Origin of the sequence: Paraclostridium sordellii, assembly GCF_000953675.1 — a bacterium.
GTDB classification, from domain to species: domain Bacteria; phylum Bacillota; class Clostridia; order Peptostreptococcales; family Peptostreptococcaceae; genus Paraclostridium; species Paraclostridium sordellii.
This window is the reverse complement of record NZ_LN679998.1, coordinates 3190224-3207344: the sequence shown is the minus strand read 5'-3', so window position 1 is coordinate 3207344 and position 17121 is coordinate 3190224. Positions and strand designations below refer to the sequence as shown.

18 protein-coding genes are annotated in these 17121 nt (G+C 28.9%); 17 read left to right on the top strand and 1 reads right to left on the bottom strand.

Going from position 1 to position 17121, the window contains the following annotated elements; translation table 11 throughout:
• Nucleotides 1–46: 46 nt before the first annotated feature.
• From ispE to ATCC9714_RS15480, 7 genes are all read left to right on the top strand, one after another.
• Nucleotides 47–928: a 4-(cytidine 5'-diphospho)-2-C-methyl-D-erythritol kinase gene (gene ispE / locus ATCC9714_RS15510; RefSeq protein WP_057545841.1), complete on the top strand. Its 882-nt coding sequence runs from the start codon at nt 47–49 to the stop codon at nt 926–928.
• Complete coding sequence (locus ATCC9714_RS15505; RefSeq protein WP_021126930.1) at nt 921–1604, top strand: GntR family transcriptional regulator; 684 nt, start codon at nt 921–923, stop codon at nt 1602–1604. Before ispE ends, ATCC9714_RS15505 begins: the two co-directional genes overlap by 8 nt.
• Before the next feature lie 120 nt (nt 1605–1724).
• Nucleotides 1725–2387 (top strand): stage II sporulation protein R, encoded by a 663-nt coding sequence (gene spoIIR / locus ATCC9714_RS15500; RefSeq protein ID WP_057545842.1) that lies wholly within the window; start codon nt 1725–1727, stop codon nt 2385–2387.
• Nucleotides 2388–2415: 28 nt separating this feature from the next.
• Nucleotides 2416–2940, top strand: a complete 525-nt coding sequence (locus ATCC9714_RS15495; RefSeq protein ID WP_081013675.1) for a cell wall hydrolase — start codon at nt 2416–2418, stop codon at nt 2938–2940.
• 117 nt (nt 2941–3057) lie between these two features.
• Entirely contained in the window at nt 3058–4122 is a 1065-nt protein-coding gene (locus ATCC9714_RS15490) for a D-alanine--D-alanine ligase (RefSeq protein WP_057545843.1), read from the top strand.
• Between the two features lie 19 nt (nt 4123–4141).
• On the top strand, nt 4142–4951 hold the full coding sequence (murI, locus tag ATCC9714_RS15485) for a glutamate racemase (protein WP_054631717.1): 810 nt from the start codon (nt 4142–4144) through the stop codon (nt 4949–4951).
• A 58-nt stretch (nt 4952–5009) separates the two neighbouring features.
• Nucleotides 5010–5426, top strand: a complete 417-nt coding sequence (locus tag ATCC9714_RS15480) for a YwiB family protein (protein WP_021126922.1) — start codon at nt 5010–5012, stop codon at nt 5424–5426.
• A 61-nt stretch (nt 5427–5487) separates the two neighbouring features.
• Here the strand turns inward: ATCC9714_RS15480 and ATCC9714_RS15475 are convergent, their stop codons facing one another.
• A complete protein-coding gene (locus tag ATCC9714_RS15475) occupies nt 5488–6186 on the bottom strand; it encodes a polysaccharide deacetylase family protein (RefSeq protein ID WP_057545844.1) in 699 nt (232 codons plus the stop codon).
• Between the two features lie 257 nt (nt 6187–6443).
• On the opposite strand from ATCC9714_RS15475, the gene tilS reads away from it, so the two are divergent.
• From tilS to ATCC9714_RS15425, 10 genes are all read left to right on the top strand, one after another.
• Nucleotides 6444–7832, top strand: coding sequence for a tRNA lysidine(34) synthetase TilS (gene tilS, locus ATCC9714_RS15470; protein WP_057545845.1), 1389 nt, complete (start codon nt 6444–6446; stop codon nt 7830–7832).
• Between the two features lie 31 nt (nt 7833–7863).
• Nucleotides 7864–9831, top strand: a complete 1968-nt coding sequence (ftsH, locus tag ATCC9714_RS15465) for an ATP-dependent zinc metalloprotease FtsH (protein WP_054631721.1) — start codon at nt 7864–7866, stop codon at nt 9829–9831.
• A 68-nt stretch (nt 9832–9899) separates the two neighbouring features.
• The gene (locus ATCC9714_RS15460) at nt 9900–10877 is read left to right on the top strand and encodes a biotin--[acetyl-CoA-carboxylase] ligase (RefSeq protein ID WP_057545846.1); all 978 of its coding nucleotides are present in this window, start codon (nt 9900–9902) and stop codon (nt 10875–10877) included.
• Nucleotides 10870–11829, top strand: coding sequence for a P1 family peptidase (locus ATCC9714_RS15455; RefSeq protein WP_021126916.1), 960 nt, complete (start codon nt 10870–10872; stop codon nt 11827–11829). Before ATCC9714_RS15460 ends, ATCC9714_RS15455 begins: the two co-directional genes overlap by 8 nt.
• A gap of 164 nt (nt 11830–11993) precedes the next feature.
• Entirely contained in the window at nt 11994–12587 is a 594-nt protein-coding gene (locus ATCC9714_RS15450; RefSeq protein ID WP_021126915.1) for an ECF transporter S component, read from the top strand.
• 17 nt (nt 12588–12604) lie between these two features.
• Nucleotides 12605–13375: a type III pantothenate kinase gene (locus ATCC9714_RS15445; RefSeq protein ID WP_021130335.1), complete on the top strand. Its 771-nt coding sequence runs from the start codon at nt 12605–12607 to the stop codon at nt 13373–13375.
• 101 nt (nt 13376–13476) lie between these two features.
• A complete protein-coding gene (gene dusB / locus ATCC9714_RS15440; protein WP_054631723.1) occupies nt 13477–14445 on the top strand; it encodes a tRNA dihydrouridine synthase DusB in 969 nt (322 codons plus the stop codon).
• Nucleotides 14446–14545: 100 nt separating this feature from the next.
• Complete coding sequence (greA, locus tag ATCC9714_RS15435) at nt 14546–15025, top strand: transcription elongation factor GreA (RefSeq protein ID WP_021130333.1); 480 nt, start codon at nt 14546–14548, stop codon at nt 15023–15025.
• 15 nt (nt 15026–15040) lie between these two features.
• Entirely contained in the window at nt 15041–16567 is a 1527-nt protein-coding gene (lysS, locus tag ATCC9714_RS15430) for a lysine--tRNA ligase (RefSeq protein WP_021130332.1), read from the top strand.
• Nucleotides 16568–16791: 224 nt separating this feature from the next.
• Nucleotides 16792–16995 (top strand): hypothetical protein, encoded by a 204-nt coding sequence (locus ATCC9714_RS15425; RefSeq protein WP_021126906.1) that lies wholly within the window; start codon nt 16792–16794, stop codon nt 16993–16995.
• Nucleotides 16996–17121 lie beyond the last annotated feature (126 nt).

Below are 17121 nucleotides of genomic sequence, written 5' to 3'. Positions count from 1 at the left end.
ATACTATAAATATTTATGATCGTTTAAGTACAATGAGGAGGTAAGCATGAACTCTATAGGTTTAAAAAGCAGAGCTAAGATAAACTTATCAATAGATGTACTTGGGAAAAGACAAGATGGGTATCATATTGTTGAAATGATAATGCAAACAATAGATTTATATGATAATTTAAAAATTACCCAAATAGAAGAAGACTCAATAAAAATAAAAAGTAATAGTCAAGACATACCTTTAAATCAAGACAATATTGTTTATAAAGCCGCTAATATTTTAAAAGAAAAATTTAATATAAAAAAGGGTATAGAAATTTCTATACAAAAAAATATACCTGTAGCAGCAGGAATGGCTGGAGGAAGCTCCAATGCAGCAGCAGTTTTAGTTGGTTTAAATAGAATTTGGGATCTAGGATTAAATCAATTAGAACTAAAGGATATAGCATTACAATTAGGTGCAGATGTACCTTTTTGTATAACAGGAGGAAGTGCATTAGCTCAAGGTATAGGGGAAGAATTAACAGATATACATGGTTTAAATGAAAATATACATATACTAATATGCAAACCTAATATATTTGTTTCAACTAAAGAAGTATATCAATCTTTAGATATGAATGAAATTAAAAAAAGACCAGATAATCAAAAACTTATAGACGCCTTACAGATAAATGATGTAAAGTATGTTTCAGAAAATATGGTTAATGTTTTAGAAGAAGTTACTTCTTCAAAATATAATGAAATCAATCAAATTGAAAGAATTATTATGGATAATAAAGCATTAGGATCTATGATGAGTGGGAGTGGACCTACAGTTTTTGGGTTATTTGATAATAAAGAATATGCAATAAGGGCTAAAGAAGAGCTACTACAAAACTATAATCAAGTTTACTTAGTAAAGAGTAGCGATAAAGGAGTTGAAATTAATGGATAGTTTAACAAAATTGAATTTAGATAACTATAAACCTTTAAGAGATGTAGTTTTCGAAAATTTAAGGGAAGCTATTTTAGAAGGAAATTTAAAACCTGGGCAAAGACTTATGGAAGTTCAATTGGCAGAGCAATTAGGCGTTAGTAGAACTCCAATAAGAGAGGCTATAAGAAAATTAGAACTAGAAGGTTTAGTAGTTATGTTACCGAGGAAAGGTGCATACGTAGCTAATATGTCTTTAAAAGATATAATTGATGTTTTAGAAATAAGATCTAGCTTAGAAGGATTAGCCGCATATTTGGCAGCTGAAAGAATTCATGAAGATGATGCTAGGAAATTACAAGAAATAGCAGAAGACTTCAAACAAAGTATAGAGAAAAAAGATGATATAGATGTATTACTTAAAAAAGATGTGGAGTTTCATGAATGTATATTCAATGCTACTAAGAATAAAAAATTAAGTCAAATTATAAATTCTCTTTGGGAACAAGTCCATAGATTTAGAGCAACATATATCTCTGACTTTGACACATCTTATAATTTAGTAGTAGAACATGACCATATATTAAAAGCCATAATATCTGGAAATAATGAAGATGCTAAAAAATATGCAATTGAACATATAGAAAAAGCAGAACAATTTATAATAGAAAGAGCAATTCACAATAAACATTTATAAATAAAAAAAGAGGTTGTTAAAAAATTTAACAACCTCTTTTTTTATTTATCTAACTTAGAATAAATTTATTTATTTTGGAAATAATCAAGATATTAAAATATATTTAGGGGGATATATATTATGAGAAAATTAAAAGTTAGGATATTAGCATTAAGTGTATTATTAATATCCATATTAACTATAAGTACATTACATATATATGGGGAAGTAACAAAGGTAGAAAAGATTTCAAGTAATTATAAAGATAAATTAATAAGATTTCATGTTTTAGCAAATAGTGATAGTGAGGAAGATCAAAATCTAAAACTTAAAGTAAGAGATGAAATTATTAAATATTTACAACCTTTATTAAAGGATTCTAAAAGTATAGAAGAAAGTGAAAAGATAATATTAAGAGAAAATGAAAATATAAAAAAATTATCTAAAAATATTATTAAAGAAAATGGGTATAATTATGATGTGAAAGTTAATCTTGAATACAGTAATTTTCCAGCTAAACAATATTCAAATATAGTATTGCCTGCGGGTGAATATAAATCTATAAGAGTAATTATTGGAAGTGGTGAAGGTAAAAATTGGTGGTGCGTAATGTTCCCTCCTCTTTGCTTTGTAGATGAAAATAATGGAGTAATAGATAAAAAAACAGATGAAAAATTAAAAGATATACTAACTGAAGAAGAATATAAATTAATATCAGGAGAAAATTCTAAAAAAGCTTCAAATAGAAAAATGAAGTTTAAAATACTAGAAATATTAGAAACTATAAAAAAAGACTTAAAGTAAATATATTCAAAGGAGTGAAAAACAACATATGAATTATCACACCAAACTTTTTTTATCAGCATTTATAACTATTTTATGTATAAGTTTTAACTTAGATATATCATTTGCTGAAAATGAAGAGCAAGTTAATGAAAGGAATAATATTGTAAATAATCAAGAAGAAAAAAATGAAAATAAGTCAAAAGAGGTAATAAGTATAACAAATGATGAGTTATACCTATTATCCAAGCTAGTATCTAGTGAAGCTAGAGGTGAAAGTTATGAAGGTCAAGTTGCTGTAGCAGCTGTAGTTATAAATAGAGTATTAGATCCAAGATTTCCAGATGATATAAAAGAGGTTATATATCAGAGGAATGCATTTTCGGTAGTTAATAATGGAGAAATTTACAAAGAACCAACAGACAGTGCATATAAAGCGGCTAGGGAGGCTTTATATGGGAGTGATCCAACTAGAGGAGCTATATATTTCTGGAATCCAGATATAGCAACTTGTAATTGGATAAAAACTTTAGATCCGTATAAGAGAATAGGAAATCATGTTTTTGCTAAATAAAAAATAAAGGAGTTATAACTCCTTTATTTTTTTTGTCAAATGAACTATAATAATCACTTAGATGATAAAAACGCATATAATTATAAAAAATACAATTGAAATAGAAGGGTGAACATTATGGAAAAATTAAGTATAGCATTAATTTTTGGTGGAAAATCTGGAGAACATGAAGTTTCTAGAGTTTCAGCTTCATCTATATTTAAGCATATAAATAAAGATAAATATGATATTCATACAATTGGAATAACTAAAGATGGAAATTGGCTTTATTATAAAGGTTCGGAAGAAAATATAGCTAATGGAAACTGGGAGAATCTAGCCCAAAGAGATGTTAAAATAAATTTAATACCTAATGGAAATAATAAGGTAGGTTTAGAATTTAAAGATGGAAGTTTTAAAGCCATAAATGTAATATTCCCTGTATTACATGGACCATATGGTGAGGATGGAAAGATTCAAGGCGTTTTTGAAATAAGTAATATACCTTATGTAGGATGTGGAGTTTTAGCTTCTAGTGTAGGGATGGATAAACTTATATGCAAAAAGGTTTTTTCACAAATTGGGTTGCCACAAGTTGATTATACTTATACGAATAAATGGAATTTTGAATTAAATCAAAATGAAGAACTTGATAAAATAGAAAAAGAATTAAATTATCCTATATTCGTAAAACCTGCAAATATGGGATCTAGTGTAGGTATAACTAAAGTAAGTAATAGGGAAGAATTAAGAGAAGGAATAAAAGAAGCCTTAAAATATGATAGAAGAATTGTTTTAGAACAAGGAATAAATGCTAGAGAAATTGAAGTTGCCGTTTTAGGAAATGATGATGTTAAATCATCTATAGCTGGAGAGATAATACCAGCTAAAGATTTTTATGATTATGAGGATAAATATGTAAATGGTGCTTCTAAATTGGAGATACCTGCTAAGTTAGATGAAGACACAATGCAAAAAGTAAGAAATATGGCAACTGAGGCTTTTAAAGGTATAGATGGAAGAGGTCTTTCAAGGGTAGATTTCTTTATAGAAAAAGAAACAAACAACATATATATAAATGAAATAAATACTCTTCCAGGGTTTACTAATATAAGTATGTATCCTAAGCTTTGGGATAATACAGGAATACAATATACTGACCTTATAGATAATTTAATACAATTAGCTCTTGAAGGTAGATAGTAAAGAAGGTGTATATTAAATGAATAATAATCCAATAGGAGTTTTTGATTCGGGTTTGGGAGGATTAACTGTTTTAAAAGAAATAACTAGTATATTACCAAATGAAAATATAGTTTATTTTGGAGATACAGCTAGGGTTCCTTATGGATCAAGATCTAAAGAAACAGTTATAAAATATACTTTTCAAGCTATAAATTTTTTAATATCTAAAAATGTTAAAGCAATAGTAATAGCTTGTAATACAGCAACTGCTAGAACTCTATCACTAGCTCAAGAAAAATACGATATTCCTATAATAGGTGTTATAGAAGCTGGAGCAAGAACGGCAGCATATACTACTAAAAATAAGTTAGTTGGAATTATAGGTACGGAAGGAACTATTAACTCTAAAGCTTATGAAAAAGAAATAAATAAATTAGATAGCGAAATAAAGGTAATTGGTAAGGCATGTCCGTTATTTGTACCTATTGTTGAAGAAGGATGGGCAAATACAGAAGTTGCTAGATTGACGGCACAAAGATATTTAGAGGAATTGAAATCTTTACAAATAGATTCTCTAGTTCTAGGTTGCACCCATTACCCTTTATTAAAAGATACAATTAATAATGTTGTAGAAGGCAAAATAAAACTTGTAAATCCGGCAAGAGAAACTGCTAGAGATTTAAAAGATTCATTGACGAAAAATAATTTATTAAATGATGGATCTTCAAATCAACCTTACTATAAATACTATGTATCTGATATACCAGAAAGATTTGCAACTATAGGAAAAGAATTCTTAAATAGAGAAATAGAAGATATAAATCAGATAGAAATACAAAAATATTAACAATTAATATAAACTTTAGGATTGAATCCTAAAGTTTATATTATTATGGAGGTTAAAGATGATAGATGTAAATATATCTATGATTACGAAACAATATGATAATTTAGGTAACGAAGATATTATAGAAGTTTTATCTAATGGAAAATTATATGAAAAAAATGATGGAATATATGTTATATATAAAGAAGAACTTGAAAAAAATTCGGCTCATGTAACTACTACTATAAAAATATCAGAAAAAGAGATTTTAATTAAGAGATTTGGCTTAGTAAATTCTAATATGAAATTCATATTAGGCAAGGAAACAACAACTCTTTACAAAACACCTCAGGGAATATTCAATATAAAAATAAATACTAATAAATTAGACATAAAAGAAACAGATAAAGATATAGAAATAGAAATTGATTACGATATGGAAATCTTAGGTTTATTTAAAGGTGTAAATATAATTAAAATAAAAATTGAAAAATAAAAATAAGCTGACTAATAGAAATTTAATATTAGTCAGCTATGTATTGGATAAAATTTTAAGTTTAATAAACAGCTTTATTCCACCAATTCATAGGAAGTTGGTCTTGATCAATAGGAATACAGCTAAAGTTATTTTCTTTTAGATTAGATAAAATATAAGGTAAAGATTCTACTGTAACCTGTTTATCGTGAAACAATATAATTGGAGTACTATAATTATTTAGATCTTTTAAAGTATTAGAAACTATAGAGGTTACATTAGCTCCTTTATGAGTATCGGTGCTATCTATATTCCAATCCCAAACTCTATAACCATTATTCACCAAACTATTATACTGAGCTTTTGTTAAATGGGGTTTACTTCCATATGGGACTCTAATTAATTTTATATTACATCCAAATAAATGTTTTAATGTATGCTTAGTATTATTCATTTCATTTAAAGCAGAATAATCATTAGCATAAAAAACAGTTTTTTCATGACTTTGCCCATGTAATCCAATAGAGTGTCCTTCTGAGAGCATTCTTTTTACTGTTTCAGGATAAGCATTTATTCTATCCTCTAATAAGAAAAAGGTTGCTTTCATATTATACTCTTTCAATATATCTAAAATTTTAGAGGTATTTTTATTAGGACCGTCATCGAAAGTAATATAAGCTATCTTATTATTAGCGTTAGAACATTCTAGACAAAAAACATTGATTGTGAGGATTGAAAAAAATATAGACAATAAAACCAAAGTTGATATAAATTTTTTCATATTATATGCTCCTTATTTATAAATTTTAAAAAATATATTTTATATTGTTATTGTATGATATTATTTTAAATATATTAGGGTCATAATAAATTTATATAAGGAAATTAAATGTATATAAAAAAACTACCCCTTAATTAATTTATTTGGTATTATATTACTTAACAAGGTTTTAAAATAAAATAATTTATACAAGGATTTGAGAAGTTTTTATAGAAAGTATACTTGAGTTAAAAAACTAAGTATAAGAGGTATAGTTTATGATAGTAGATAGAGTACGAAGTACTATAAATAAATATAACTTATTACAAAAAGGCGATAAAGTTGTTTTAGGTCTATCTGGAGGACCAGATTCAGTATGTTTATTACACATACTAAAACAGTTAGAGAGTGAGTATGATTTATCTATTTATGCAGCTCACTTAAATCATCAAATTAGAGGAATAGAAGCTCAAAAAGATGTAATGTACATATCTAGATTGTGTGATAGCTTAGGGATTAAGCTTTTCGTGAAATCGATTAATGTTCCAATTTATTGTAAGGAAAATGGTTTGTCAATTGAGGAAGGTGCAAGAAAATTAAGATATAAAATGTTTTATGAAATAAAAGAAAAAACTAAATCTAATAAAATTGCAATAGGCCATAACTTAAATGACCAAGCAGAAACTATTCTTATGAGAATGATGAGAGGAACAGGACTTCAAGGTTTAAAAGGTATAGAATATAAAAGAGACAATACTATAATAAGACCAATTCTTGATATAGAAAGAAGTAGTATCGAAAATTATTGTGAAGAATATAAACTAAATCCAAGAATAGACAGCACTAATTTAGAGAATATATATACTAGAAACAAAATAAGATTAGAGCTAATACCGTATATGCAAGAAAACTTTAATAGTAATGTAGTTGAATCTATATGTAGAATGGGTAATAATTTAAAATTAGATAGTGAATATCTTGAACAAGAGGGTATAAATAAATTTAGTGAGATTGCAAACCTAAAAGATAAAGAACAAGTAGAGATACCACTAGATAAATATATTAATTTTCATAAAGCAATAAAAACTAGAATAATTAGAAATTCTATTAAGTATATTTTAGGAGATACTAATTTTGTAGACCAAAAACACATCGAGGATGTTTTAGATTTAGAAGATGACAGTAAGGTTAATAAAAAATTAGTTTTACCTAGAGGATTATATGTTTATAGAAATAATGACCATATATTATTTACTAATAAGGAAATAACATATGAGGAAGTTGAGTTTTCTTATAAACTACCTAAGGAAGGTATTATAAAAATAAAGGAATTAGGGGTTTTTGTTGAGACTAAACTAATAAGTATAGAAAGATTTAAAAACATGAAAGTCGATAAATCCTCAAAAGGATTTGATGTAGATAAATTTAAAGGAGGGATATTTGTAAGAAATAAAAAGTCTGGGGATAAAATAAAGCTTGCAGGAGGAAGCAAGAAATTAAAGAATTTATTCATAGATTTAAAGATACCAAGGGAAGAAAGAAGTAAAATTCCTGTGGTAGTAGATGAAGAAGAAGTGGTTTGTGTTGGAGATTATAAAATTAGTGAAAATTATAAAATTGATGCAAATACAAAAGAAGTCTTAAAGATTACCTTTAAGAAACTATAAATTAAAACAACTTACGAAAGGAGGGCTTCTTTTGAATAAAATTTTAAAGGGAGCAGGTTTTTATCTACTTATATTTATAATTATAGTGGGTATAGTACAGTTCTCAGGTAGTCCTACAGAAAAAGTAGAAGAAATGAAGTTTTCAACTGTCTATAGAGAATTAATGAAAGAAAATATATCTAGTATAAAAATTGTAGAAGACACAGTTCTAGAAGGAACGATAAAGAGCAGCAACAAAAAATTTAAAACATATATACCAAAAGAAATACAATCACAAGAGCTTGCAAATCAATTATTAAAACAAGCTAATGAAGGTAAATTACAATTAACGGGAGCACCAAAACCAACAACACCTTGGTTCTTCGATATATTACCATCATTATTTATGTTATTCTTTGTGTTAATATTATGGTTTGTATTTATGAATCAGTCTCAAGGTGGAGGCGGAAAAGTTATGAATTTTGGAAAGTCAAAAGCCAAAGTTCATAAAGATGATGAAAAGACAAGAGTTACATTTAAAGATGTAGCAGGATTAAATGAAGAAAAAGAAGATTTACAAGAAGTTGTTGACTTCTTAAAAAATCCAAAGAAATATATAGATTTAGGGGCAAGAATACCTAAAGGTATATTAATGGTTGGACCTCCAGGAACAGGAAAAACTTATTTATCAAGAGCAGTTGCAGGAGAAGCAGGAGTACCATTCTTTAGTATAAGTGGTTCAGATTTCGTTGAAATGTTTGTTGGTGTAGGGGCTTCAAGGGTAAGATCTTTATTTGAAGATGCTAAGAAAAATGCACCAGCTATAATTTTTATAGATGAGATAGATGCTGTTGGTAGAAAAAGAGGAGCAGGTCTTGGTGGAGGCCATGATGAGAGAGAACAAACTCTTAACCAATTACTAGTTGAGATGGATGGTTTCGGGGTTAACCAAGGTATAATAATAATGGCAGCAACTAATAGACCTGACATATTAGACCCTGCACTTTTAAGACCAGGTAGATTTGATAGACAGGTAGTAGTAGGTGCGCCAGATGTTAAAGGTAGAGAAGCTATATTCAAAGTTCATTCTAAGAATAAGCCTTTAGCAGATGATGTTAAAGTTGATGTATTAGCAAGAAGAACACCTGGATTTACTCCAGCTGATATAGAAAACTTAATGAATGAAGCGGCTATACTTACGGCTAGAAAAAGAGAAAAGAAAATACAAATGGATACTATAGAAGAGGCTATAACTAAGGTAATAGCAGGTGTTGCTAAAAAATCTAGAGTTATAAGTGAACCTGAAAGAAAGCTTACGGCATATCATGAAGCTGGGCATGCTGTTTGTGCACATGTTCTTGAACATGTAAGCCCAGTTCATCAGGTAACAATAGTTCCAAGAGGTAGAGCTGGAGGATTTACAATGCAGCTTCCAGTAGAAGATAAATTCTACGCTACTAAGAATGAAATGAAAGAAAATATAGTTGTTTTACTTGGTGGTAGAGTTGCTGAAGAATTAACTTTAGATGATATATCTACAGGGGCTTCAAATGACCTAGAAAGAGTTTCAGCTACTGCTAGACAAATGGTTACTAAGTATGGAATGAGTACTAAGCTTGGTCCTATGACTTTCGGAGATGGTGAAGAAGAAGTATTCTTAGGAAATAGTATAGGAAGTAAGAGAAATTATTCTGAAGAAGTTGCATTTGAAATAGATAATGAAATAAAAGATATTGTAGATGCGGCATATAGAAGAACTAAGAAATTACTTCAAGATAATATGGATAGATTAGAGTATGTAGCTCAAGCTTTATTAGTTCATGAAACTTTAGATGCAGATCAATTTATAAAGGCATTTAATAAAGAATTAAGCTTAGAATCTGAAGTAGAAACAGCTACTACTCAAGAAGAAACTGAAAAAGACAATGATTTAAATTCTGAGGTTAAAGAAAATAAGCTAAACTTAACTAAAGAAATAACTGATGAAAAAGATCAAAATGATGATCAAATAAATGATTAAATAAAAATTAAAAGGCTAGGGTGATCCCTAGCCTTTACTTTAATTATTAATAGATAGAGGTGTTGTAGTTGAGAGAAAAAGTTATAAATATATTACTAGACGGTGAGTTAGAATTTATTTCTGGAGAAGAGATATCTAAAAGACTAGGAATATCTAGAACTGCTGTATGGAAACATATAAATGCTTTAAAAGAACAAGGTTATGAAATTGAATCTGTAAATAGAAAGGGATATAGGTTGAAGGAATCTCCTAATGATATCTTAAGTAAAGAAAATATAGTTCATGAGTTAAATACTGATTTTATAGGTAGAGAAATAGTTCATTTTGAAAGTATAGACTCTACAAATAATTATGCCAAAAATGTAGCCAATGGAAAAGTAGATGGAACTGTTATTATAAGTGAAGAACAAATAGGAGGAAGAGGAAGGTTAGGGAAGAAATGGCACTCTAGAAAATATGATGGAATATGGATGAGTATAATATTAAAACCAGATATATCTCCTATGGATGCGCCTTTTATAACTCTTATCGCTGGAGCTTCTATAGTTAAAGCTTTAGATAACTTAGGTATTAAATCAACTATAAAATGGCCAAATGATATTATTTTAAACAATAAAAAAGTTTGTGGAATATTAACTGAGTTATCTGCTGAGATTGAAAGAGTAAACTATATTGTACTGGGAATAGGAATAAATGTTAAGACATTAGATTTTCCTGAGGATATAAAAAACATAGCAACATCTATTAAGAAAGAAAGCTATGAGGCATCAAGAGTAGATATTATAAGGAATATATTAGAAGAGTTCGAGAAAAACTATATAGATTACACTGTAAATGGAGATAAATCTAAAACTTTAGACATTTGTAGAAAATTTTCTGCAATTATAAATAAAGAAATATATATAATAAAAAACAATGAAAAGGAAATTGTAAAATGTATAGATATAAATTCAGATGGAAATTTAATTATTCAAGATAAAGAGGGTAATAAAAAAGAGATAGTATCAGGGGAAGTTTCAATACGAGGTGAACATGGATATGTATAATAATATTTTGGATATAAAGGGAATAAAAGTGGGACAAGTAGAAGATAAAAAAGGGTTAACAGGATGTACCGTTGTTTTATGTGAAAAAGGAGCTGTATGTGGTGTTGATGTAAGAGGGGCGGCTCCGGGCACAAGAGAAACTGACTTGCTTGATCCTATAAATATGATCCAAAAAGTACATGCAGTAGTTTTGGCAGGGGGATCAGCATTTGGATTAGAAGCTACGTGTGGAGTAAGTAAATTTTTAGAAGAAAGAGGCATAGGTTTTGATGTGGGAGTTGCTAAAGTACCTATAGTAACTGGAGCCGTACTTTTTGATTTGGCAGTTGGAGATTCTAAATCTAGACCAAATCTTCAAATGGGATATACAGCTTGCGAGAAAGCGAGTGACAAGTATCTTGATCAAGGAAATTTTGGAGCAGGATGCGGAGCTACAGTTGGAAAGATAAAAGGTAGTGATTATTGCACAAAAGGAGGGATTGGTAGTTACTCTATAAAATTGGATAACGGATTAATAGTATCGGCCTTAATAGCGGTGAATGCATTTGGAGATGTTTATGAAAACGGAGAGGTAATAGCTGGAGTTTTAAATGATAAGAAGAATGATTTTTTAAATACATATGAGCTTATGAAACAAGGTGTAAATAAAGGGGGATTTAATATAGATAATACTACTATTGGAGTAGTAGCCACAAATGCAAAATTAGATAAAGCTAATTGTAAAAAAATTTCTCAAATGGCCCATAATGGATATGCAAAAACAATTTTTCCTATACATACTCCTCATGATGGAGATACTATATTTACACTTTCAACAGGAGAAATAGAAGCTGACATAACATTATTAGGTTCATTAGCCACAGAAGTTGTTGAAAAGAGTGTAATAAATGCGGTTAAAAATGCTAAGGCGATTAAGAATATACCTTCATACAATGAAATTAAATTGAAATAAGAATTATTGACAATGTTATTTCCTATTGATAAAATTGTTTTTGTCGCAGCTGGCATCCTTATAATTAAGGAGCCTGACTGATTATTATATAGATTAATAACAACTAAGAATTTAATGAAAAGTCCGGCATCTTTTAAGAGCTGGAACGGAGGTGTATTTTTATAATGAAAACACAAGTAGGAGTATCGAAAAAAATTAATGTTAGACAAATGGCTGTAATAGGGATGCTATCAGCTATATCTATAATGTTATCTATGACACCGTTAGGATTTATACCTATTGGACCTGTTAATGCTACTATAATGCATATTCCAGTTATAATAGGTGCTATAATAGAAGGACCTATTGTGGGCGGTATAATAGGTTTAATATTTGGACTAACTAGTTTCATGAGAGCTATAACTATGCCAAGTCCTACTAACTTTATGTTTATGAATCCTATAGTATCAATATTACCTAGAGTATTAATGGGTGTTTCTACGTATTATATTTACAAAATAGTATTTAAAACAACTAAAAATATTTCTATATCAGGAATGTGTTCAGGGTTTTTAGGATCTATTATAAATACCTTTGGGGTATTAGGTATGGTATATTTACTTTATGCTCAAAGATATGTAGAGGCTATAGGTGGAGATACATCTACAGCAGGAGCTGTAATATTAGGAATTGCTGCTACTAATGGTATACCTGAAGCTATTGTTGGAGCTTTGGTTGTATCTGGAGTTGTAATTATACTGAAAAAAAGCAAAAAATAGAAAGAAGGTTAGAATAGATGCTTTTAGTATTTGACGTTGGAAATACCAACATGGTATTAGGTATATATGAGGGAAAAGAACTAAAAAAGTATTGGAGAATAAGTACTGATAAAGCAAAGACATCAGATGAATATGGGATGCTGATAAATAATTTATTTCAATATGATAATGTAGACATAAAATCAATAAAAGATGTGATAATATCATCAGTTGTACCTAATGTTATGCATTCTCTTGAGAATTTTTGTATAAAATATTTCAACAAACAACCATTAGTAGTTGGGCCTGGAATAAAAACAGGATTAAATATTAAATATGATAATCCTAAACAAGTTGGAGCAGATAGAATAGTAAATGCTGTAGCTGCAATAGAAAAATATAAAGCTCCTATGATAATAATCGATTTTGGAACGGCAACAACTTTTTGCGCTATATCAGCAAAGGGAGATTATTTAGGAGGAACTATAGCTCCTGGTATAAAAATATCAAGTGAAGCTTTATTCCAAAGGGCATCAAAACTTCCTAGAGTAGAACTTACAAAACCTGGAATGACTATTTGTAAAAGTACAGTTTCAGCAATGCAATCAGGGATAATATATGGATATGTAGGATTAGTAGATAAGATTGTTAAAATGATGAAAGAAGAACTTGACAATGAAGAAATAAAGGTAATTGCCACAGGAGGACTATCATCGTTAATAGCATCTGAAACTAATAGTATAGATTGTGTAGATAAATTCTTGACACTAGAAGGTTTAAGAATTATCTATGATAAAAATAAAGAATAGTACCAAGGAATTGGATATTAAATCCAGTTCCTTTTTTATGATAAGATATTATAGAAAAATGGGTATAGATATAATTAAAACTTTGAAAGAGGAGACTATGTATGAAGATAGGAAATGTTACGTTAGACAATAAGGTATTTTTATCTCCTATGGCAGGAGTAACAGACTTACCATTTAGATTAATATGCAAAGAACAAGATTGTGGAATGTTATATACAGAAATGATTAATGCAAAAGCTCTTTGCTATGATGATAAAAATACTAAGAAAATGTTGAAGATAGAGGAAGAGGAACATCCTGTGGCTGTTCAAATTTTTGGATCAGATCCTGAGTTTATGGGAGGAGCTGCAGAAATCTTAAATGAATATCCAAATGAAATATTGGATATAAATATGGGGTGCCCAGCTCCTAAGGTTATAAAAAATGGAGATGGATCAGCTCTTATGAAAAATCCTAAACTTGCAGAAGAAGTATTGAAATCTGTTGTTAAAAAATCTAAAAAGCCTGTTACATTAAAAATAAGAAAAGGTTGGGATGATAATAGTGTGAATGCTGTTGAAATTGCAAAAATTGCAGAAGCCTCAGGGATAAGTGCATTAGCTATACATGGAAGAACAAGAGAACAATATTATTCAGGAACAGCTGATTGGGATATAATAGCTGAAATTAAGAAGAACATAGAAATACCTGTAATTGGTAATGGTGATGTGTTTGAAGTAGAAGATGCTATAAATATGATAAACAAGACTAACTGTGATGCTATAATGATAGGTAGAGGGGCACAAGGTAATCCGTGGATATTTAAAAGGATAAATCATTATATGAAAACAGGAGAAATACTACCTGGACCTACTTGTGAAGAAAAAATAAATACAGCTTTAAAACATTTAAAATTAGCAGTAGAAGAACATGGTGAATATGTAGCAGTTAGAGAAATGAGAAAACATATTGCGTGGTACTTAAAAGGACTTAGAGGATCAGCTAGATTAAGAGATGAAATAAACAAAATAGAAAGCTATGAAGAAGTAGTAAACAAGCTATCTTACTACCTGGACCACTCCTTGACATAAGGGAGATAGTAATTTATAATATAGCGCATAAATGATTAAGATATAAAATAAATTTTATTTAATGTTAAATAAAAAACAAAGAGAAGGAGTTGTAGGGGTTATGGAAGAAAACAAGGAAATATTATTAACTCAAGAAGGATACCAGAAGTTAGAAGACGAGGTAGAACATTTAAAATCAGTTAGAAGAAGAGAAGTTGCTGAGAGAATAAAGGTAGCTATATCTTTTGGAGATATATCAGAAAACGCTGAATATGATGAAGCTAAAAATGAGCAAGCTCAAGTAGAAGAGAGAATAATAAAGCTTGAAAACATGCTAAGAAAAGCAGTTATAATAGATGAGTCTAAGATAGATTCAAATATAGTTACTATAGGATCTATAGTTAAAGTTAATGATATGGAATTTGAAGAAGAAGTAGAATATACTATAGTAGGTTCTGCTGAAGCTGATCCATATGAAGGAAAAATATCAAACGAATCACCTGTAGGAAAGGCTCTTTTAGGAAGAGCTAAAGGAGAAGTAGTAGATGTTCAAGTTCCTGATGGGGTTGCTAAATTCGAGATATTAGAAATAAGAAGATAATCTGGAGGTAAACAAATGAATAATGATCAACAAAATGCTAATGATCAAGCTAAAGAGGAACTTACTGAAGTACTTAAAGTAAGAAGAGAAAAATTAGCTAAGTTACAAGAAATGGGTAGAAATCCATTCCACGTAAGTAGATATGATAGAACTAATTACTCTACAGATATAAAAAATAACTTTGAAGCTTTTGAAGGGAAAGTTGTTAAATTAGCTGGACGTATAATGAGCAAAAGAATTCAAGGTAAAGCTGGATTTATAGATATACAAGATCAAGAAGGTAGAATTCAATGTTATGTAAGATTGGATAGAATAGGTGAAGAAGAATACTCTGTTTTCTCTACATATGATATAGGTGACATAATAGGTATTGAAGGTGAAGTATTTAAAACTAAGAAAGAAGAGATATCTATAAAAGCTAATGATGTAAAATTATTAACAAAATCTCTTCAAGTTCTTCCTGAAAAATACCATGGATTAAAAGATCAAGATTTAAGATATAGACAAAGATATGTGGATTTAATAGTTAATCCAGAAGTTAAAGATGCTTTCGTAACAAGAACTAAAGCTATGAAGGCTTTAAGATCTTATTTAGATGAAAGAGGATTCTTAGAGGTTGAAACTCCTATACTAAATACTATAGCTGGTGGAGCTAATGCTAGACCATTTATAACTCACCATAATACTTTAGATATACCTATGTATTTAAGAATAGCTAATGAGTTATACTTAAAGAGACTTATAGTAGGTGGATTTGATAAAGTTTATGAAATGGGTAGAATGTTCAGAAATGAAGGTATGTCTATAAAGCATAACCCAGAGTATACAGCTGTAGAATTATACCAAGCATATGCAGATTATACAGATATGATGGAAATAGCGGAAAACATGATAGCTTATATGGCAGAAGCTGCTACTGGAAGTATGAAAATAAACTATCAAGGAACTGAAATAGATTTTACTCCTCCATGGAGAAGAATGACTATGGAAGAGTGTGTTAAAGAACATGCTGGAGTAGATTTCTCTACTATAAATACAGATGAAGAAGCTTTAGCTGTAGCTAAGGAAAAAGGAATAGAAATAACTCCTGGGATGAGAAGAGGAGAAGTTATAAATGCTTTATTTGAAGAGTTTGGTGAAGATAAGTTAATCCAACCTACATTTATAACTCATCATCCAGTTGAAGTATCTCCATTAGCTAAGAGAAATGTTGAGGATCCAAGAAGAACGGATAGATTTGAAGCTTTCGCAAATAAATGGGAATTAGCTAATGCATTCTCAGAACTTAATGACCCAATAGATCAAAAAGAAAGATTTATGGATCAATTAAGAAAGAAAGAATTAGGAGATGACGAAGCTTGTGATATGGATGAGGACTTCGTAAATGCTCTAGAAGTGGGTCTACCTCCAACAGGTGGCTTAGGAATAGGTGTAGATAGAGTTATGATGTTATTAACTAACTCACCATCTATAAGGGATGTTATATTATTCCCTACTATGAAACCTATAAAAGAAACTTCTAATGATGAAATAGAAGAATAATTATAGATTAAAAACCTTTCTAACTTAAATTAGAAAGGTTTTTTTATTTTTTAATTCAACACTAAAGTTATTATAATGATATTAAAAAATGTAAGTTATAAATAAATATTGATATAAGTTGATAGAAAAAAATAAAAAAAGAACTTGTATGGTGAAAAAAGAACAAAGGAAGTTTGTATATAAAATAGAAATCATTAATAAATAAATATATTGGAGGAATTTAAATGAAAAACTTAATAAATTGGATGTGTTTGATTTCTATAATGGTTTTAATTTTACAGGTTATGATACATATAAATTTAGATGTTTTTAAGTATACTATTAAGAAAAATAGAAAAAGAAAAGTTGTCAAAAGTAGAAGTGTAACCGTTGGAAAAACTGGATTTGACGCATATGGATATTGTTATGAAGAAAAAATTGCAAAATAAAATAAAAAAATTTTTAAAAAAGTGTTGACGTTATTAAATTGAGATGGTATAGTATTACTTGTCCTTAAGAAAAGGGCAAACACAAATGATTAAAAGTAACGCCAACACAGTTACTTAAAATGAACT